Origin of the sequence: Shinella yambaruensis (assembly GCF_022899355.1) — a bacterium.
In the GTDB taxonomy this organism is placed as follows: Bacteria; Pseudomonadota; Alphaproteobacteria; order Rhizobiales; family Rhizobiaceae; genus Shinella; species Shinella yambaruensis.
On sequence record NZ_JALJCK010000007.1, the window covers coordinates 315,571 to 331,173 of the forward strand.

Below are 15,603 nucleotides of genomic sequence, written 5' to 3' on the forward strand. Positions count from 1 at the left end.
ACCGTTTCCGCGAATTTCCGCGCAGGATGCGTGATATCACCAGACGAGGCGGCAGAGAGTGCGAAACGACAGTTCCCCGGTGCGCGTTGCAAACATCAGCGCGCCGTCCCCCATCATCCGGCCTGGCGTGAATGCCTGGCGGGTGGGAAGGGCCGACCGGTTGAAGGTTCTCGTCGATGGCGACGCCTATTTCCGGCTGCTGGAAGGTATCCTGCGGCAGGCGCGGAAGGAGGTCTGGATCGTAGGCTGGGACTTTAATCCGGATATCCCGATCCGGCCCGACGAGCCGCAATCACCGAGCCTCGGCACCTTCCTGCGCGATCTAGTTACGGAGCGTCCGGACCTTACCATCCGCGTGCTGGTCTGGGCCATGGGGCCTATCTATTCCGGCAAGTCGCTGAAGATGTTCCGCAAGCGCCGCTGGTCCTCCCATCCGCGCATCCGGCTCGCCTTCGACAACCGCCATCCGGTCCGCGGTTCCCACCACCAGAAATTCGTGGTGGTGGACGACCGCGTCGCCTTCGTCGGCGGCATCGACCTCACCGCCAAGCGCTGGGACACGAACGAGCACCGTATCGACGATCCCCGCCGGATCATGCCCTCGGGCGAACCCTACGAGCCGGTGCATGACATGCAGGCGGCGCTGGAGGGGGAGGCGGCGCGGCTCGCCGGCGATATCGCGCGCCGGCGCTGGCTGTTCGCCACCGACGAGGCGGTGTCGCCCAACGGGGCTGCGGCTGAAGTCTCGCTCGATGGCCTTGCGCCCGACATGGCCGGGGTGGACGTCGCCTTCGCCCGTACGGAGCCGGCGATCCGCGGGCGGGAGGCCTCTACGGAGGCGATGGACCTGACCGTGGCCGCCCTCGGGGCCGCGCGGCGGCACATCTATATCGAAAGCCAGTACTTCGCCTCGAAGAGGATTTGCGACGTGCTGTGTGAAAAGCTCGCCGAACCGGACGGGCCGGAGGTCGTCGTGATCTCGACGCTGAGTTCCCACGGCACCATCGAGCGCCTCGTGCTCGGCGCCAATCGCGACCGGTTGATCCGCCGCCTCGGCCGGTGCGACAGGCACGGCCGCATGCGTGCCTTCTATCCGGTCGTGCCGAGACCCGGCGGCATGGAGCAGGAGATCGTCGTCCACTCCAAGCTCGTCATCGTCGACGATGTCTTCCTGCGCATCGGCTCCTCGAACCTCAACCAGCGCAGCGAAGGGCTGGACACAGAGCTCGACGTCGCGATCGAGGCACGCACACAAGGAGAGCGCAAGGCCATCGTCGGCTTGCGCGACCGGTTGCTGGCCGAACACCTCGATGCCGACCCGGCGCTGTTCGGAGCGGTGGTGGATGCGGAGGGATTTCTGGGCAGGACCATCGACGCCTTCAACACGCGCGGGCGCGGGCTGCGGCCGTTCCGGGATGCCGGGGGCAGGGGTGCCATCGAGCCGGTCGCCGGCACCGGGCTCGTCGATCCGGTCGCGCCGTGGTGGCCGCTTCCTGCCTGGCGGGATGCGGCCCGGGCATTCCTTGGCCGTCAGTTCGGGTTTTCACGCAGGCCCGCATCGCCGTTCGATCCCAGCAAGGCCTCGCTGGCGAGCAGCGAGACCAGCCCCAGCGGCAGCGGGATGAAGAAATAGACGACACGAAAGGCGATCAGCGCACCGATCGAGGCAGACCCTCCCAAAAGAAAGGCGATCGTCGCCTCCAGCACGCCAAGCCCGCCCGGCACATGGCTGACGAGTGCAGTCAGGTTGCCGACCACATAGGCGGCCGTCGTTTCCATGTAGCCTGCCTTGCCGCCCAGCAACTGGTGAAGGCAGGCGGCCACGCAGGCGAAATTCAAGGTCCCGACCAGGATCTGCAGGCCGGCGAGGCGCGCCGTCGGCAAGGCGAAGCGCCAGCCTTTCACCTTCAGCTCGCCGCGCACGAAGGCGGCAAGCGCAAGATAGGTCGCACCGAGCACAAGGCAGGCGATACCGAGGGTAACGGATGCGGCCGTGCCGAGCCCCGCGATCCTGCCGGCGGTGCCGGGAAGCAGGATAAGGCAAAGCCCGGCCAGCGTGACGAGGCCGAGGCCGACCGTCACGCCGCAGAAGACGATCAGCTTGGCGATCTCCTCCCCGTCGAGGCCCCAGCGGGAATAGAAACGGTAGCGCACCGCGCCACTGGAGAGCGCGGCGACACCGACATTATGGCCGATGGCAAGGCTGGTGAACGAGGCGAGCGCCGCGCGCGGATAGGAGAGCGGCTTGCCGACATAGTGCAGCGCCAGGAAGTCGAAGAGCGTCAGGCAGAGATAGGAGCAGGCCGCGAAAACGAGTGCCAGGCCGAAGCTTGCCGCGGGAATGGCGGCGACGGAACCTGAAATATCCTGCCATGAATATTGGCTCAGCGTCCGGTAGATCAGCCAGCCGGCGAGAAGGACCGCGACGGCGACAAGGGCATGCAGGATGTGGGTTCGGTTCATGCGTTCCTCGCTTCTTCGAGGCGGAACGGAAACGGCACCTCTCATGTTCCCGAGGCACTGGAGGCAACGAGGGGACGATATCAGGGCGGCTGCGGATCGCGACCCACACAGCCGCTCTCCACGGGGGCTGGACATCGAACGGCCGAGACGGCGGAAACGCGCTTCTTTTTATCCGGCTCATAAATTTTCATCGCCGAGGGAATAGAGCCCGCTCGCTTCCGTTCTTCCTGAGGTCACCGCCATGGCGGCGGAAAGTTCAGGAGGTGGAATATGTTGATCCCTCGTCGACCGGCATGCCCGCGGGGCTTGCCGTCAGGTTCGTTTGCGCCCGTTCTCGGCGTTTGCAAGGGGAGGCCGTGATGACTCCCCAGATGCTGCAGACCCTTTTCGTGATGGAATTCGTGCGCTTCGGCATCGATCTTGCCGGCATGTCCGTCCTGATGTTCGGAATGTACTACCGGCGCTACCGCGACAAGGAACTCGTCACGGCGGCAGCGCTCTTCAACATCTTCGTCTTCGCGGTTCTGACCGTGCTTTCCGTCGTCGATTTCGGCGTGGCGGCCGGCTTCGGGCTGTTTGCGATCCTGGCGCTTTTCACGCTGCGTTCCGAACCGCTCAGCAAGACCGAGATGACCTATTTCTTCGGCAGCGTCGCCATCGCGGTCATTTCGTCCGTGCAGGGAACGACCATCCCGTTTGTGGCCGTCACGGTGCTGTTCGTGCTGGTCGGCGCCTATGTCGTCGATCATCCCAAGATGCTCCAGTCGGTCAGCGGCACGAAGATCTCGCTCGACAAGATCCACCATGCGCTGCTCGCGGATCCCGCGGCCATGCGGGCGGAATTGTCCCGGCGGCTCGGCGTCGACGTGCTGTCCTACCAGGTCCTTCAACTCGACTACATCACCGAAATGGCGAAGCTCAATGTCTATTATCGCAAACACTGACGACTGGCTGCAGCACGGCTTCCAGCCCATCAGCCTGGCTGCGCTGAACGGCAAGGCGGCGATGCTGGAGCGGCTGGACAACAAATATGTCGTCGATGCAACCGTGCTCAAGCACGCCGCCGGCGCCCTGGCCGAGGCTTTCGACATGCTGGAAATCGACGGCCTGCGGGCCTTCACCTACGAGACCTGCTATTTCGACGATGCCAGCCGCCGCAGCTATTTCGACCACCACCAGGGCCGGCGCCGGCGTGCAAAGGTCCGGCTCCGCCGCTACGCCGAGGCCGGCCTGTGCTTTCTCGAGGTCAAGCTGAAGGACAGGCGCGGCATCACCGTCAAGAAGCGGCTCAACCGGGATCCGGGAACCTTCGGCATGCTCGACAAGACGGCGCTTGCCTATATCGACGACGTGTACCGGGCTCAATACGGGCAGCCCTTTCCCCACATGCTCACGCGCGTCATCGACATGCGCTACCGGCGCATGACGCTGGTCGCCAAGCAGGGTGGCGAGCGCATGACCATCGATTGCGGCCTGCAGTTCTACACGCCGGATGCGCGGCACGCGGTCGATGAGAGCCTGTTCATCCTCGAGACGAAATCGGCCAACGGCAATGGCGTTGCCGATGGCATCCTCAGGGCGCTGCACCAGCACCCGACCAAACGGTGCTCGAAATACTGCGTCGGCACGGCCCTGCTCAATCCCGGCACCCGGCACAACAAGTTCCTGCCGGCGCTGCGCAAGCTTGGCAGCCTGCCCGGCCATGATGTCCTGCGCCGGTTACACAATGAATAGGAGTGAGTGAGAGATGATGATCGAGAAAATGCTGAAAGTGCTGCTTTTGTGCGGCTCTGCCTTCGTGCCGGCGTCCGTCGCCTTCGCGCAGCCGGCGTCCTTTGCGCTGACCGTGCTCGACGGCAGGACGGCTGCCGCTACCGGGCCGGACGGCCGCAACATCAGCGAATTGTCCGGGCTTGCCTGGGATGCCGACGACAAGCTGCTCTATGCGGTTTCGGATGATGGCGTGCTGCATCATTTCCGGGTGGAGATCGAAGGCGGCAGGATCGCCGGCATGGAGCCGGTGTTCTCCGTCCGGCTGGCCACCGGCACGACGCCCGCCTTCGTCAATGCCGAGGGGCTCGCCGTCGTCAATGGCGACAACGGCACGCCGTCCGACGGCGAGCTTCTCATCGCCTTCGAGGATGGTCCCGCCATCCACCGCTTCAAGCCGGACGGCACGGCAATCGCCGCCGTGCCGCTGCCGGATGCCCTGTCGGACGCAGCACGGTACAACGAGCCGAACAGCCGGCTGGAAGCCGTGGCCGCCACGCAGGACCACGGCATCGTCACAGCCCCGGAGGAAGCCATGCAGGGCCAGCCGGGTGACGCCCATACGATCTACGGCCTTGATGGCGGGCGCTGGACGTTCGCGACCTTCCAGCCGAAGCGCAGCAACCTGAAGGCCATCGAGACGATGCCCGGCGGCCAGCTGCTGGTGCTCGAGCGCACCCGCGAGAGCAAGGGCGGGCCGACCGCCGGACGTCTGCGCATCGTCGATCCTGAAGGTTGCACGGGCGAGACCTGCACGGCAATCGATCTCGATGCAGGATCGAATACGCTGCTGAACGACAATTTCGAGGGGCTTGCCCGGATCTCGGACACGCTCTACCTGGCCGTGACGGACAAGACGAAGAAGGAGACGCCTGCAACGCAGTTCGTCCTGTTTTCGCTCACCGGGCCGCAATGACGGCGTGACACGGGTCCGGTCCGCACTTCCTGTCGGCAGGCATATGGTTGCCTGCCGACAGCCGTTGATGGCGCTGCCTGCTATCGCGACAACCGGTTTTCTTCGTCGATCAGGACAAGGCGGCTGGGCGTGGCGTCGCCCCATGTCCACAGGACGAGATTCAGGTCATCGTCCATGGCAGCCGGCGCGAAGCTCGGCACGAGCAGTCCGTGATAGCCGGCGGCCGAAAGCCTGCGTGCAAATTCCTGCGTTCGGGAGGTGCCGGATGCCCGCATCTGGTCGCGCCAGGCCGGATCGGCGAGCGCCGTCGCATCCATGTCCTGCGCACGCAAAGCTTCCGGATCGCGGCAGTCGAAAACCCGCGCGATATCGGCGTCATAGGAAACGAGGGTGGTCGGCTGCAGGTTGCCGACCTGGTTCGCTTCCCGCAGCGCCGTGATGATCGACAGCGACGTGTAGAGCGCGGGCATGCCCTTCGGATTGAACCGGCCGCCATAGAGCTCGGCGCCACGCCCGGACAGCGGCTCGCGGGCATAGACCGGGTTCAGCGCCCGGTACAGCTTTCCCTGATAGCGCATCTGCCGGACTATGCGTGGATGCCGGCGTCAACAGCGTCGATATAGTCGAGCACGTCGTCCGCGCGCCCGCTTCTGACCAGCTGCATGGCGGTCTGGCCGGAAAAGCCGGGAAGCGGTTCCGAGCGATACCAGGCATAGGCCATCAGCGCCGAACCGAAGCGGGGCTCGACCTTGTTGACGATCTCGATCATCTCGCGCAAGCGCCGCTGCGTCTTGTCGGAACGAACACGGTCCTTGCGCTGGACGGCGTCCTTTCCGAGCCCGGCCGTCCGTGCGATCTCCTCGCTGGTCGTGCGCAGGGCATCGGCGATCTTGCGCGGCACGAAGAGCCCGCCGTCGGCATATTGGGCAAGACCCATGGCGATATCCTTCCGATTTTGCCATTCATTATGACGCAATATAGCGTCAGATATCGCGGGTTTCAACGGTGCGGTTGCTGAAAGGAACGGGAAACGCTTCGGCGTCCCGAGTTGACGATGCCGCTCATGGCTGCTCCTGTTGCAGGCGGGAGAGGGTTTTGGCCCATTGCCGGGTGATCGACAGTCCGACGGACTGGACGGGCAGGCAGGGCGCGCGGTCGTGGATCGCGATGCCGGCATTCTCGCCGAAGATGCGCTTGCCATAGGTGACGAGATGTTCGAGCGACTGCATGACGAAGGTCGCCGCGGGCAGTGCGGCCGCGTAGAGCGCTTCTGCCTCGGCATGGCGGCTGGCCCGCCACAGGTCGAGGATACGCACCGCGACCGGGGCGATGTCGGGTGCCAGCACGAAGCCCCGGCAGCCGATGCGCAGGGCATCGGTCATTTCCAGCCCGCCCCGCCCGCCGACAACCGCAAGGCTGTCGCCCGCCACGTCGATGATGCGGGCAAGGCCGAGCGCCGCGTCCTCGGCCTTCACGGCGGCAAGATTGGGGGCTCGCTGCTTCAGGCGGACGAGATCTTCACCGGAAAGGGCGCGGCCGAGATATTGCGGCGCGTTCTGCACGGCGACGGGCAGCGCGGTCGATGTTGCCACCCGCGCGAAAAAGTCGAGATAGACATCCGCGCCATAACTGCCGGCCATCGGGGGCTGGAGGATGAGCCAGTCCGCTCCGGCCGCCGCCGCGCAGGTCGCGAGCTCCACCTGCTCGCCCACCGAATTGCCGGCTACGGTCACCGAGAATGGCAGGCGGCCGCCATTGGCGCGTGCCGTCGTTTCGATGAGCGCGCAACGCTCGGTGAAGGTGAGCTTCAGCACCTCGGTCGCCAGCCCCAGCACGGTGATGCCGTGGCAGCCCGTTTCGACGCAGTAATCGACCTGCGCTTTCATCGCGTCGTGATCGAGCGCTTCCTGAGCATCGAACAGGGCGAAGAGCACGGCGTAGACGCCGTCGTGAATGCCGGTTTCTGTCATGCTGCACCCATCATGATGTCCACGCCGCGATCTGCGACCGCCATGGCGGGCGCGTTGGTGTTTCCGCTGACGATGCGGGGCATCATGGAAACGTCGAAGACGCGCAGGCCCTCGATGCCCTTGACGCGCAAGTCGGGCGTCAGCACCGCCAGCGGGTCGTCCTCGGCGCCCATGCGGGCGGTGCCGCAGGGGTGGTAGTTGGTCTTGACCGTGCGCTTGCAATGGGCAAGCAGCTCGGCATCGGAGCGGAAGCCCTCGCCGGGGAAGATCTCGCCCTTGACCACCTTGGCCATCGGCCCGGTCTGCAGCACCGCGCGCGCAAAGCGCAGACCGGCGATCTCGTGCCGGATGTCGTCCTCATGGCCGAGATAGTTGGAATTGATCATCGGCAGATCGGCGGGATCGGCCGAGCGCAGGCGCACCGTGCCGCGCGCCTTCGGCTGCAACAGGCAGGAATTGAGCGTGACGCCGTCCGTCGGCGCGACGCCCATGACATCGCGGTCGAGATAGACGGTCGGAACGCAGTAGAACTGGATCATCGGTTCGCCTGCGGGGTCGAGCGGGTTGATGAAGGCGCAGGCCTCGCAGCCGTTCGTCGAGACAGGGCCGGAGCCGAACAGCATGTATTGCAGGCCGTTGCGAAGCATGCGCAGCCCGCGGTCCTCGCCGTAATAGCCGAGCTTCTCGTGGGTGGCGGCGACCAGCGGAACCTCGTGGTGGTCCATCAGGTTCTCGCCGACGCCGGCAAGGTCCGTCTCGACCGCAATGCCGTGGCGGCGCAGCTCATGCGCGGGACCGATGCCCGAGAGCATCAGGATTTTCGGCGTGCCGAAGGCGCCGGCGGTGAGGATGACCTCGTTTGCCGCATGGAGCGTCCTGATCCGGCTGCCTTCGGCGATCTCGACGCCTGCAGCCTTGCCGCCCTCGATGAGGAGGCGTAGGACGCGCACGCCGGTCAGGATTGTGAGCTTCGGATCGGCGGCCAGGGGCTCGACGAAGGCCTCGACCGCGCCGCAGCGGCGGGCGCCGCCGATCGTCGTCTGCATGTAGCCGACGCCGTCCTGCGTGCCGTCGTTGAAATCGTTGCGCAGCGGCAGGCCCATCTCCTGCAGCGTCTTGACGAAGACGTTCGAGATTTCGGCGATGTGGCGCGGATTGGAAACCTTCAGCGGCCCGTCCGTGCCATGGGCAGGGCCGGCGAGCGACTGGTTGCCCTCCTGCCGGCGGTAGTGGGGCAGGATGTCGTCCCAGCCCCAGTCCCAGCCGATGTCGTTGGGGCCGGCCTTCGTCATGCGGTTCCACGCGTCGTAGTCCGAGCGGCGGCCGCGCATGTATACCATGGCGTTGACGGTCGAGCCGCCGCCGAGCACGCGGCCCTGCGGCAGGTCGTGCGACCGGCCGTCGAGCTGCGGCTGCGGCTCCGTCTTGTGGAAGGTCAGGTATCTGCTGCCCTTCAGCATCTTCACGAAGCCGGCGGGCATGCGCAGCAGCGGGTGGCGGTTCGACGGACCCTCCTCGATGAGCGCGACGCGGGCGCCGTGCTCGCTCACCAGCTTTGCCGCGGTCACGCAGCCGGAGGAGCCGCCGCCGACGATGATATAGTCGAAGCCCGTCATCTCACCATTCCGCAATCGAGCCGTCCGCATGGCGCCAGACCGGCGCCCGCCAGGCGTGGCCCTCGACGGCGCGGGCGCGCACCACGTCCTCGTCCACCTCGATGCCGAGGCCGGGACCCATGGGGATCGGCAGGAAGCCGGCCTCGACCTTGAAGCGGCTTTCCGGCTTCAGGTAGTCGTTGAGATCGCCGCCCTTGTTGTAGTGGATGCCGAGGGACTGTTCCTGGATGACGGCATTGTAGCAGATCGCATCCACCTGGAGGCTGGCGGCGAGCGCGATCGGCCCGAGCGGGCAATGCGGCGCCATGGCGATATCGTAGCTTTCCGCCATGTGGCCGATGCGCACCATCTCGGAAATGCCGCCGACATGGGCCGTATCCGGATTGATGACGCCGGCTGCGCGCTTTTCGAACACGGCGCGGAAATCGTAGCGGCTGTGCAGCCGCTCGCCGATGGCGAGCGGAATGGACGTGGTGCGGGCAAGATCGGCCATGTGGTCGACCTGGGCCGAGACGACGGCATCCTCGATGAACATGGGCCTGAGCGGCTCGATCTCCTTCAGCAGGATCTTCGCCATCGGCGCATGCAGGCGGCCGTGGAAATCGAAGGCGAGATCCATGCGGGTGCCGACCGCATCGCGCAGCTCGCCGAGCTTCGCGACGATCCGGTCGATCTTGGCGTAGCTGTCGAGGAACTGCACCTCCTCGGTGGCATTCAGCTTGCAGGCGTCGTAGCCGGCCTCGATGAGGGCGTTTGCGTCGGCGACGAGGTTGCCGGGTCGGTCGCCGCCGATCCAGCGATAGGTGCGGACCTTGTCGCGCACCTTGCCGCCCATCAGCGCATGCACCGGCTGGCCGAAGGCCTTGCCCTTGATGTCCCAAAGCGCCATGTCGACGCCCGACATGGCGCTCATCAGCACGGGGCCGCCGCGATAGCAGCCGTTGCGGTAGATCATCTGCCAGGTATCCTCGATCAGCAGCGGATCGCGGCCGATGAGCAGGGTTTCCAGCTCGCGGATCTTCGCCGCCAACGTTTCGGCATGGCCCTCGAGCACCGGCTCGCCCCAGCCGGAAATGCCCTCGTCCGTCGAGACCTTGAGGAACAGCCAGCGCGGGGCGACGACGAAGGTTTCGAGTTTCGTGATTTTCATTGGGAAGTCCTCAGCCGGGCGCCGGATGCGCTGTCGAAGTAACGGATGCCATTGGGGGAAAGCCGGAGGTTGACGGTGGCGCCGATCTTCGGCCGGAAATGCTTGTCGGCCTTGAGCACCAGCCGGCCCTTGCCATGGTCGGCGACGACGAGCGTCGCATCGCCCGTCGGCTCGACCGAGTAGACCGTGACCGCCAGGTCTCCCGCCTCGCCCTCGGCGACGACCGTGATGTCCTCGGCGCGGATGCCGAGCTGGGCCTCCTTCGCGTCGGTTATGCCTGCTGCCGCGATGCGGGCATTGCCGGAGCGGAAGGCGCCGTCCTGGATGTCGCCGGGAATGAAGTTCATCGGCGGGGAGCCGAGGAAACCCGCGACGAACAGGTTGTCGGGGTCGTCGTAGATCTGGTCCGGCGTGCCGATCTGGCGGATTTCGCCTGCCTCCATGATGATCACGCGGTCGGCGAGCGTCATCGCCTCGATCTGGTCGTGGGTGACGTAGATGGTCGTGATGCCGGTCTCGCGCTGGATGTGCTTGATCTCCGCCCGCATGGCGCCGCGCAGCTTGGCGTCTAGGTTCGACAGCGGCTCGTCCATCAGGAAGACATCCGGAGAGCGGACGAGTGCACGGGCCAGCGCCACGCGCTGGCGCTGGCCGCCCGAGAGGTTCTTCGGCAGCCGGTCGGCATAGGGCGCAAGGCCCACCTTCTCCAGCGCGGCGAGCGCCGTCTTCTCCCGATCGGCCCTCGCCATGCCGCGGGCGCGCAGCGGATAGGCGACGTTGTCCAGCACCTTCATGTGCGGATAGAGCGCGTAGTTCTGGAACACCATCGCCATGTTGCGCTCGCGCGGCAGGCGGTTGGTGATGTCGGCGCCGTCCTTCAGCACCGCGCCGCTGGAGGCCGTCTCCAGCCCGGCGATGATGCGCATGGTCGTCGTCTTGCCGCAGCCGGAGGGGCCGAGCAGGACCAGGAACTCGCCGTGGGGGATGTGGAGGTCGATGGGCTTCAGCGCGGTCAGCGTGCCCCAGCTCTTGGTGACGGATTGAAGCGTAATTTCGGTCATGTCAGCGATAGGCCCCCATGGTCAGGCCACGGATGAGGTGGCGCTGGAAGACAAGGATGAAGAGGATGACGGGGATGATCAGCAGGCTGGCGGAGGCCGACAGCTCTGCCCAGGCGATCGTCTGGTAGCCAATGAAGCCGTAGAGGCCGACCGGCACGGTGCGCACCGCCGAATCCCCCAGCACCAGCGCGAACAGGAACTCGTTCCACGACAGGAGGAAGATCAGGATGCCGACCGAGATGAGCCCGGGCATGGCGAGCGGCAGGGTGATGCGGGCGAAGACCTGGAAATGGTTGTCGCCGTCGAGGCTTGCCGCCTCCTCGATCTCGCGCGGCAGTTCGGAGAAGAAGCCGCGGAGCAGCCAGACCACAATCGACAGGTTGAGCGTGACATGGGCGAGGATCAGGCCGAGATGCGTGTCGAGCAGGCCGAGCTGGTAATAGAGCACGAAGAAAGGGATCAGCATGGCGACCGGCGGCGTCATGCGCGAGGAGAGCAGCCAGAAACCGAAATCGCCGCGTCCCCGGAAGGAATAGCGCGCGAGGATATAGGCGGCCGGTGCGCCGAGCGCGAGCGTCAGCAGGCTGGAGCCGGCCGCCACGATCGTCGAGGAGGCGAAATAGGCCCAGATATCGGGATTGCCGACGACCTTGGCGAAATTGGCGAAGGTCGGCTCGAACAGGAAGAGCGGCGGTCGGGCCATGGCCTGGATCGGCGTCTTCAGCGCGGTGAGGAAGATCCAGTAGAGCGGAAAGATACACCAGACAGCGAAGACGTAAAGGATCAGGCGGCGCAGCCAGACGGAGGTGAACACTTTCATGGCGCTTAATCCTTCAGGTCGAACAGGCCGAGCCGGCGAAGGAACACCTGCCCCGCGACGAGGGTGAAGACGAGCATGACGATCGCCAGTGCCGAGGCGTAGCCCATCGACAGGAACTCGATGCCGTACTTGTAGGCGAGCAGGTTCAGCGTGCGCGTGGCGACGCCGGGTCCGCCGCCGGTCAAAACGAAGATGATGTCGAAGGTCTTGAAGGCGTCGATCAGCCGGAACAGCAGCGCGAGCGCGAGATAGGGCTTCAGCCGCGGCAACGTCACAAGAAAGAAGGTGCGGAACGGGCCGGCGCCATCCATCTGGCTCGCCTCTTCCGGCTCCGGCGGCAGCGCCGCCATGCCGCCCATCACGATGAGCAGGATGAAGGGCGTCCATTGCCAGACGTCGACCAGGATGAGCGACAGGAGCGCGGTCTCGGGCGCGGCCGTCCAGGCGCTGGGAGAAACGCCCGCGAGGCCGAGCAGGTGGTTCAGCACGCCTTGCGTGGGATTGAACATCAGCCGGAAGGTGAAGGTGGCGGCGATCGGCGTGATGGCCATCGGCAGGAGATAGATGACGCGCAACCACGGCGCCTGCCGCACCTCGTGATGCAGCAGGGCCGCGATGCCAACGCCCAGCACCGTCTCGATGCCGACCGCGACGATGGTGAAGATCGTCGTTATGCGCGCGGCATCCCAGAAATCGGCAGAGGAGAGCAGGTCGGAATAGTTCTTGAGGCCGACCCAGTTGATCGTCTCCGGCGCGGTCAGCGAATAGTCTGTAAAGGAGAGATAGACGCTGACGAGGAAGGGAACGAGCGTCAGCGACAGCATGAGGATCGTTGCCGGCGCAAGCATCCACAGGATGAAGCTGCGCTCGGCGCGTTGGATTGTGGTCTGGCGGAGGGGCACGGGCCTGCCTTTCTGATCGGGTGCCCCCCGACCGGAACGCTCGGGGGGCTTTAAATCCGTGTCAGCCCTTGAGGGCGGCGTTGATCTTCGTCGTGGCCGCAGCGAGCGCGGCCCGTGCATCGGCCTGGCCGGTGACGACCTGGTTGATCGCCACGGCGAAGGGATCGAGGATCTCGCTGGACTTCTTGTGGAACCACGCCGCCTTGAAGATCCTGGCGTCGCCGGAATTGAGGTTGAGGAGCGCCGCCGCCGAAGCCTCCGCACCGAACCGTTTCTGGAACGCTTCGCTTTTCCAGGCGGAATTGCGCACGGTGGCAAGACCGCTGGCGGCGCTGAGCAGGCAGCCAGGCCCGGAGTTGAGGAAGCTCAGGAGCAGGAAGGCCGCCTTCTTCTTCTTTGAATAGGCGTTGATGCCGGCCTGCCAGGCCCAGATGTTCGGCTTGATCGGGTGTTCGCCGGCCCGCGGCAGGGCGGCATAGACGGCATCGGCCGCCACCAGGCTCTTTTCCGGGTTGGAGATGTCGGTGGCGAAGTTGGAGCTGTCGCAGCCGAGCGCCGCCGCGCCGCTGGAGAAGTCGTTGAGGGCTTCGTACCAGTGGTAGTTGCCGACGCCGATCGGCCCCGCCTCGCGCAGCAGGCGGCCGTACATCTCGACGCCGGCAACGGCCGCATCGCTGTCGAGCACGCAGCGCCCCTCCCCGTCGATGATCTCGCCGCCATAGGAGAAGACGAAGCCGCCGCAGGTCCAGGGACCGGCGGAACTGTCGGACTTGGCGCGCATGGCGATGCCCGCGACCGTGTCTGTCTTCAGCTTCAGCGCCGTGGCGAGCAGCTCGTCCATCGTCGTCGGGACGGCAAGGCCGGCTTCGCCGAGCATCGCCTTGTTGGCGAACAGCGTCTGCGCCTCGGCGGTGATCGACATCGAATAGTTCTGCCCGTCCGCCTGGGCGGGGAAGTCGCGCGCCATGGCGAAGATGTCGTCCTGGTCGTACCAGGCGGCATCGAACAGCGCCTTGTCGGCATAGTAGGCATCGAGCGGTTCCGCCCAGCCGGCGGAAACGAACTGACCGAGCGCGTGGATCATCATCACGTCGGGCTCGGCCGCCTTGGCGCCGAGCTTGATCGGCATCTGCGAGGTGTATTCCGTCTCGGACTGGGTGTTCAGCTTGACGGAAATGCCGGTGATCTCCGTGAAGAGCGGCAGGATCGGTTCGATCGCCGCGCTCCACGGATGCGTCATCGCCTCGACCGTCAGGCTCTCGCCCTTGAAGGCCATCCAGTCGACATCGGCGCCGGCGAAACCCGCGCGGGCCTCTTCCGCCGTCTGGGCGAAACTCAGCCGGGGCGCGACTGCCAGCCCGAAGGCTGTGGCCGCCGCGCCGGCCATCAGTTGGCGCCGGCTCAGGCGTATCTCTCTGTTCATGCTCTCCTCCTTTTCAGATCGGTGTTGTCGCGATGGCCCGATCCCTGCGGGGCAGGGATCGGGTTTCCCGGCTTCTTTCATAATGGGCGAACATATCGATACTATTATTGATGTCAAGTGTAGTACTATTGGACTTTGTGTGCGACTGTTTGCCTGCCGGGATCATTTCCGCTATGCCAGCGGGAACAAGAGACGATAGGGGCAGTGCTTGACGCAGCAGCAGGACGCGATGGAGACGCAGGACACGGCATCGGCCGGCATCCACGAGACGATCGTCACGACGATGGGAAAACGCATCGTTTCCGGACACTACAGGCCGGGGGCGGTGATCGGCAGCGAGACGGAAATCGGCCAGACCTTCAGCGCCTCGCGCACCGCGACGCGCGAGGCCTTGAAGATCCTGAGTTCAAAGGGGCTGATCGAAGGCAAGCCGAAGATCGGCGTCGTCGTGCGGCCCACCGAGCGCTGGAACATGATGGATTCCCTGGTGCTCGACTGGGCGCTGCAGGATGCAAACCAGGCGGGAAGGGCGATTTCGGACCTTTATGCCCTGCGCATGGCGATCGAGCCGAAGGCGGCGCGCATGGCCGCGCGCAACCATGGTGGGGCCGACGAAACGGCGGTCCGGCGCGCGCTGCGTGGAATGGCGACCTATCTCGACGAGAACGACCGGGTGGAGCAGGACGTCGCCTTCCACATCGCCATCCTGCGTGCATCGGGCAACCGGCTGTTCTTCTCGCTCGGCGAACTGATCTCCGTCGGCTTGCGCCATCTCTTCCATGCGGGCCTGCGGGCCACGAGCGAGGAGGACGACCGCTGGATCACGCGCCACAAGCGGGTGGCCGACGCGGTCTTCGCGCGCGATGAGGCCTCGGCCGAGGCGGAGATGGTCGCGCTGCTGACCGAGGCGCAGCAGACCCACGATATCATCCCCTCTTGAGCTCGGCGGCTATGCCGTTCAGGGGCGGCCCCTCAGGTGCCCGGTCGGAAGCGCGGTCGTGTACTTGATCTGGCTGAGGGCGAAGCTCGAGCGAATGTTGGCGACGCCCGGGATGAGCGTGAGGAAGTCGACGACGAGGGCCTGGAATTTCATCAGGTCCTCGACCACCACGCGCAGCATGTAGTCCGCCTCCCCGGTCATCAGGTAGCATTCGACGATCTCGGGCTTGGTGCGGATGGCGGCATTGAAGACGTCGAGCGATTCCCGGTCCTGCTGCTTCAGCGAGACCTGCACGAAGACATTGACCGCCAGCCCCAGCGCCTGCGCATCGACCAGCGCGACCGACCCCTTGATGACGCCGTTTTCCTTGAGGTCGTTGACCCGCCGCCAGCAGGGCGAGGCCGACAGGCCCGTCGCCTCCGCCAGTTCCGAAACGCTCAATTCGGCATTCTGCTGCAGGAGGTCGAGGATGCGGATGGAGGCGGCATCGAGGCCTGGTTTGGAAATCGGCATAGTTGACCGCTGAAAGAGGAATTATCGAAATTCCATTTCGCAATTTCGTTATCCTCGGT

16 protein-coding genes are annotated in these 15,603 nt (G+C 65.5%); 5 read left to right on the top strand and 11 right to left on the bottom strand.

Features of this window, described 5'->3' with window-relative positions; all coding sequences use genetic code 11:
• Positions 1-79 precede the first annotated feature (79 nt).
• Complete coding sequence (locus MUU56_RS18665; RefSeq protein ID WP_244768781.1) at positions 80-1,633, top strand: phospholipase D-like domain-containing protein; 1,554 nt, start codon at positions 80-82, stop codon at positions 1,631-1,633.
• On the opposite strand, the gene MUU56_RS18670 is transcribed toward MUU56_RS18665, so the two are convergent.
• Complete coding sequence (locus MUU56_RS18670; RefSeq protein WP_244768782.1) at positions 1,531-2,463, bottom strand: lysylphosphatidylglycerol synthase domain-containing protein; 933 nt, start codon at positions 2,461-2,463, stop codon at positions 1,531-1,533. The genes MUU56_RS18665 and MUU56_RS18670 overlap by 103 nt on opposite strands.
• Positions 2,464-2,822: 359 nt before the next feature.
• On the opposite strand from MUU56_RS18670, the gene MUU56_RS18675 reads away from it, so the two are divergent.
• From MUU56_RS18675 to MUU56_RS18685, 3 genes are read left to right on the top strand one after another with little or no spacing between them, the layout of a single operon-like run.
• The gene (locus MUU56_RS18675) at positions 2,823-3,407 is read left to right on the top strand and encodes a DUF4956 domain-containing protein (RefSeq protein WP_244768783.1); all 585 of its coding nucleotides are present in this window, start codon (positions 2,823-2,825) and stop codon (positions 3,405-3,407) included.
• The gene (locus tag MUU56_RS18680) at positions 3,385-4,197 is read left to right on the top strand and encodes a polyphosphate polymerase domain-containing protein (RefSeq protein WP_244768784.1); all 813 of its coding nucleotides are present in this window, start codon (positions 3,385-3,387) and stop codon (positions 4,195-4,197) included. Before MUU56_RS18675 ends, MUU56_RS18680 begins: the two co-directional genes overlap by 23 nt.
• Positions 4,198-4,210: 13 nt before the next feature.
• Entirely contained in the window at positions 4,211-5,149 is a 939-nt protein-coding gene (locus MUU56_RS18685) for an esterase-like activity of phytase family protein (RefSeq protein ID WP_244768785.1), read from the top strand.
• Between the two features lie 80 nt (positions 5,150-5,229).
• Here the strand turns inward: MUU56_RS18685 and MUU56_RS18690 are convergent, their stop codons facing one another.
• The 9 genes from MUU56_RS18690 to MUU56_RS18730 form a co-directional block, all read right to left on the bottom strand.
• Positions 5,230-5,727 (bottom strand): RES family NAD+ phosphorylase, encoded by a 498-nt coding sequence (locus tag MUU56_RS18690; protein ID WP_244768786.1) that lies wholly within the window; start codon positions 5,725-5,727, stop codon positions 5,230-5,232.
• Between the two features lie 8 nt (positions 5,728-5,735).
• Complete coding sequence (locus tag MUU56_RS18695; protein WP_023513655.1) at positions 5,736-6,086, bottom strand: MbcA/ParS/Xre antitoxin family protein; 351 nt, start codon at positions 6,084-6,086, stop codon at positions 5,736-5,738.
• A 124-nt stretch (positions 6,087-6,210) separates the two neighbouring features.
• The gene (locus MUU56_RS18700) at positions 6,211-7,119 is read right to left on the bottom strand and encodes a dihydrodipicolinate synthase family protein (protein WP_244768787.1); all 909 of its coding nucleotides are present in this window, start codon (positions 7,117-7,119) and stop codon (positions 6,211-6,213) included.
• The gene (locus tag MUU56_RS18705; RefSeq protein ID WP_244768788.1) at positions 7,116-8,735 is read right to left on the bottom strand and encodes a GMC family oxidoreductase; all 1,620 of its coding nucleotides are present in this window, start codon (positions 8,733-8,735) and stop codon (positions 7,116-7,118) included. The genes MUU56_RS18700 and MUU56_RS18705 overlap by 4 nt, the downstream gene beginning before the upstream one ends.
• 1 nt (position 8,736) lies before the next feature.
• Complete coding sequence (dgoD, locus tag MUU56_RS18710; protein WP_244768789.1) at positions 8,737-9,885, bottom strand: galactonate dehydratase; 1,149 nt, start codon at positions 9,883-9,885, stop codon at positions 8,737-8,739.
• Complete coding sequence (locus MUU56_RS18715) at positions 9,882-10,946, bottom strand: ABC transporter ATP-binding protein (protein ID WP_244768790.1); 1,065 nt, start codon at positions 10,944-10,946, stop codon at positions 9,882-9,884. The genes dgoD and MUU56_RS18715 overlap by 4 nt, the downstream gene beginning before the upstream one ends.
• Before the next feature lies 1 nt (position 10,947).
• A complete protein-coding gene (locus MUU56_RS18720; RefSeq protein ID WP_244768791.1) occupies positions 10,948-11,766 on the bottom strand; it encodes a carbohydrate ABC transporter permease in 819 nt (272 codons plus the stop codon).
• Positions 11,767-11,771: 5 nt separating this feature from the next.
• Positions 11,772-12,668, bottom strand: coding sequence for a carbohydrate ABC transporter permease (locus tag MUU56_RS18725; protein WP_244768792.1), 897 nt, complete (start codon positions 12,666-12,668; stop codon positions 11,772-11,774).
• A gap of 61 nt (positions 12,669-12,729) precedes the next feature.
• Positions 12,730-14,091 (bottom strand): ABC transporter substrate-binding protein, encoded by a 1,362-nt coding sequence (locus tag MUU56_RS18730; RefSeq protein ID WP_244768793.1) that lies wholly within the window; start codon positions 14,089-14,091, stop codon positions 12,730-12,732.
• A 208-nt stretch (positions 14,092-14,299) separates the two neighbouring features.
• Between MUU56_RS18730 and MUU56_RS18735 the strand changes: the two genes are divergently transcribed.
• Positions 14,300-15,031, top strand: coding sequence for a FadR/GntR family transcriptional regulator (locus MUU56_RS18735; RefSeq protein WP_244768794.1), 732 nt, complete (start codon positions 14,300-14,302; stop codon positions 15,029-15,031).
• An 18-nt stretch (positions 15,032-15,049) separates the two neighbouring features.
• Here MUU56_RS18735 and MUU56_RS18740 read toward each other — a convergent pair whose 3' ends face one another.
• Positions 15,050-15,544: an Lrp/AsnC family transcriptional regulator gene (locus MUU56_RS18740; RefSeq protein ID WP_244768795.1), complete on the bottom strand. Its 495-nt coding sequence runs from the start codon at positions 15,542-15,544 to the stop codon at positions 15,050-15,052.
• Positions 15,545-15,603: the final 59 nt, after the last annotated feature.

Excerpts from the sequence above, each read along its gene's own strand:
- MUU56_RS18740 (WP_244768795.1), bottom strand. The coding sequence starts at position 15,544 with ATGCCGATTTCCAAACCAGGCCTCGATGCCGCCTCCATCCGCATCCTC.
- MUU56_RS18705 (WP_244768788.1), bottom strand. The coding sequence starts at position 8,735 with ATGACGGGCTTCGACTATATCATCGTCGGCGGCGGCTCCTCCGGCTGC.
- MUU56_RS18720 (WP_244768791.1), bottom strand. The coding sequence starts at position 11,766 with ATGAAAGTGTTCACCTCCGTCTGGCTGCGCCGCCTGATCCTTTACGTC.
- MUU56_RS18695 (WP_023513655.1), bottom strand. The coding sequence starts at position 6,086 with ATGGGTCTTGCCCAATATGCCGACGGCGGGCTCTTCGTGCCGCGCAAG.
- MUU56_RS18670 (WP_244768782.1), bottom strand. The coding sequence starts at position 2,463 with ATGAACCGAACCCACATCCTGCATGCCCTTGTCGCCGTCGCGGTCCTT.
- dgoD (WP_244768789.1), bottom strand. The coding sequence starts at position 9,885 with ATGAAAATCACGAAACTCGAAACCTTCGTCGTCGCCCCGCGCTGGCTG.
- MUU56_RS18680 (WP_244768784.1), top strand. The coding sequence starts at position 3,385 with ATGTCTATTATCGCAAACACTGACGACTGGCTGCAGCACGGCTTCCAG.
- MUU56_RS18690 (WP_244768786.1), bottom strand. The coding sequence starts at position 5,727 with ATGCGCTATCAGGGAAAGCTGTACCGGGCGCTGAACCCGGTCTATGCC.
- MUU56_RS18700 (WP_244768787.1), bottom strand. The coding sequence starts at position 7,119 with ATGACAGAAACCGGCATTCACGACGGCGTCTACGCCGTGCTCTTCGCC.
- MUU56_RS18675 (WP_244768783.1), top strand. The coding sequence starts at position 2,823 with ATGACTCCCCAGATGCTGCAGACCCTTTTCGTGATGGAATTCGTGCGC.
- MUU56_RS18685 (WP_244768785.1), top strand. The coding sequence starts at position 4,211 with ATGATGATCGAGAAAATGCTGAAAGTGCTGCTTTTGTGCGGCTCTGCC.
- MUU56_RS18730 (WP_244768793.1), bottom strand. The coding sequence starts at position 14,091 with ATGAACAGAGAGATACGCCTGAGCCGGCGCCAACTGATGGCCGGCGCG.
- MUU56_RS18715 (WP_244768790.1), bottom strand. The coding sequence starts at position 10,946 with ATGACCGAAATTACGCTTCAATCCGTCACCAAGAGCTGGGGCACGCTG.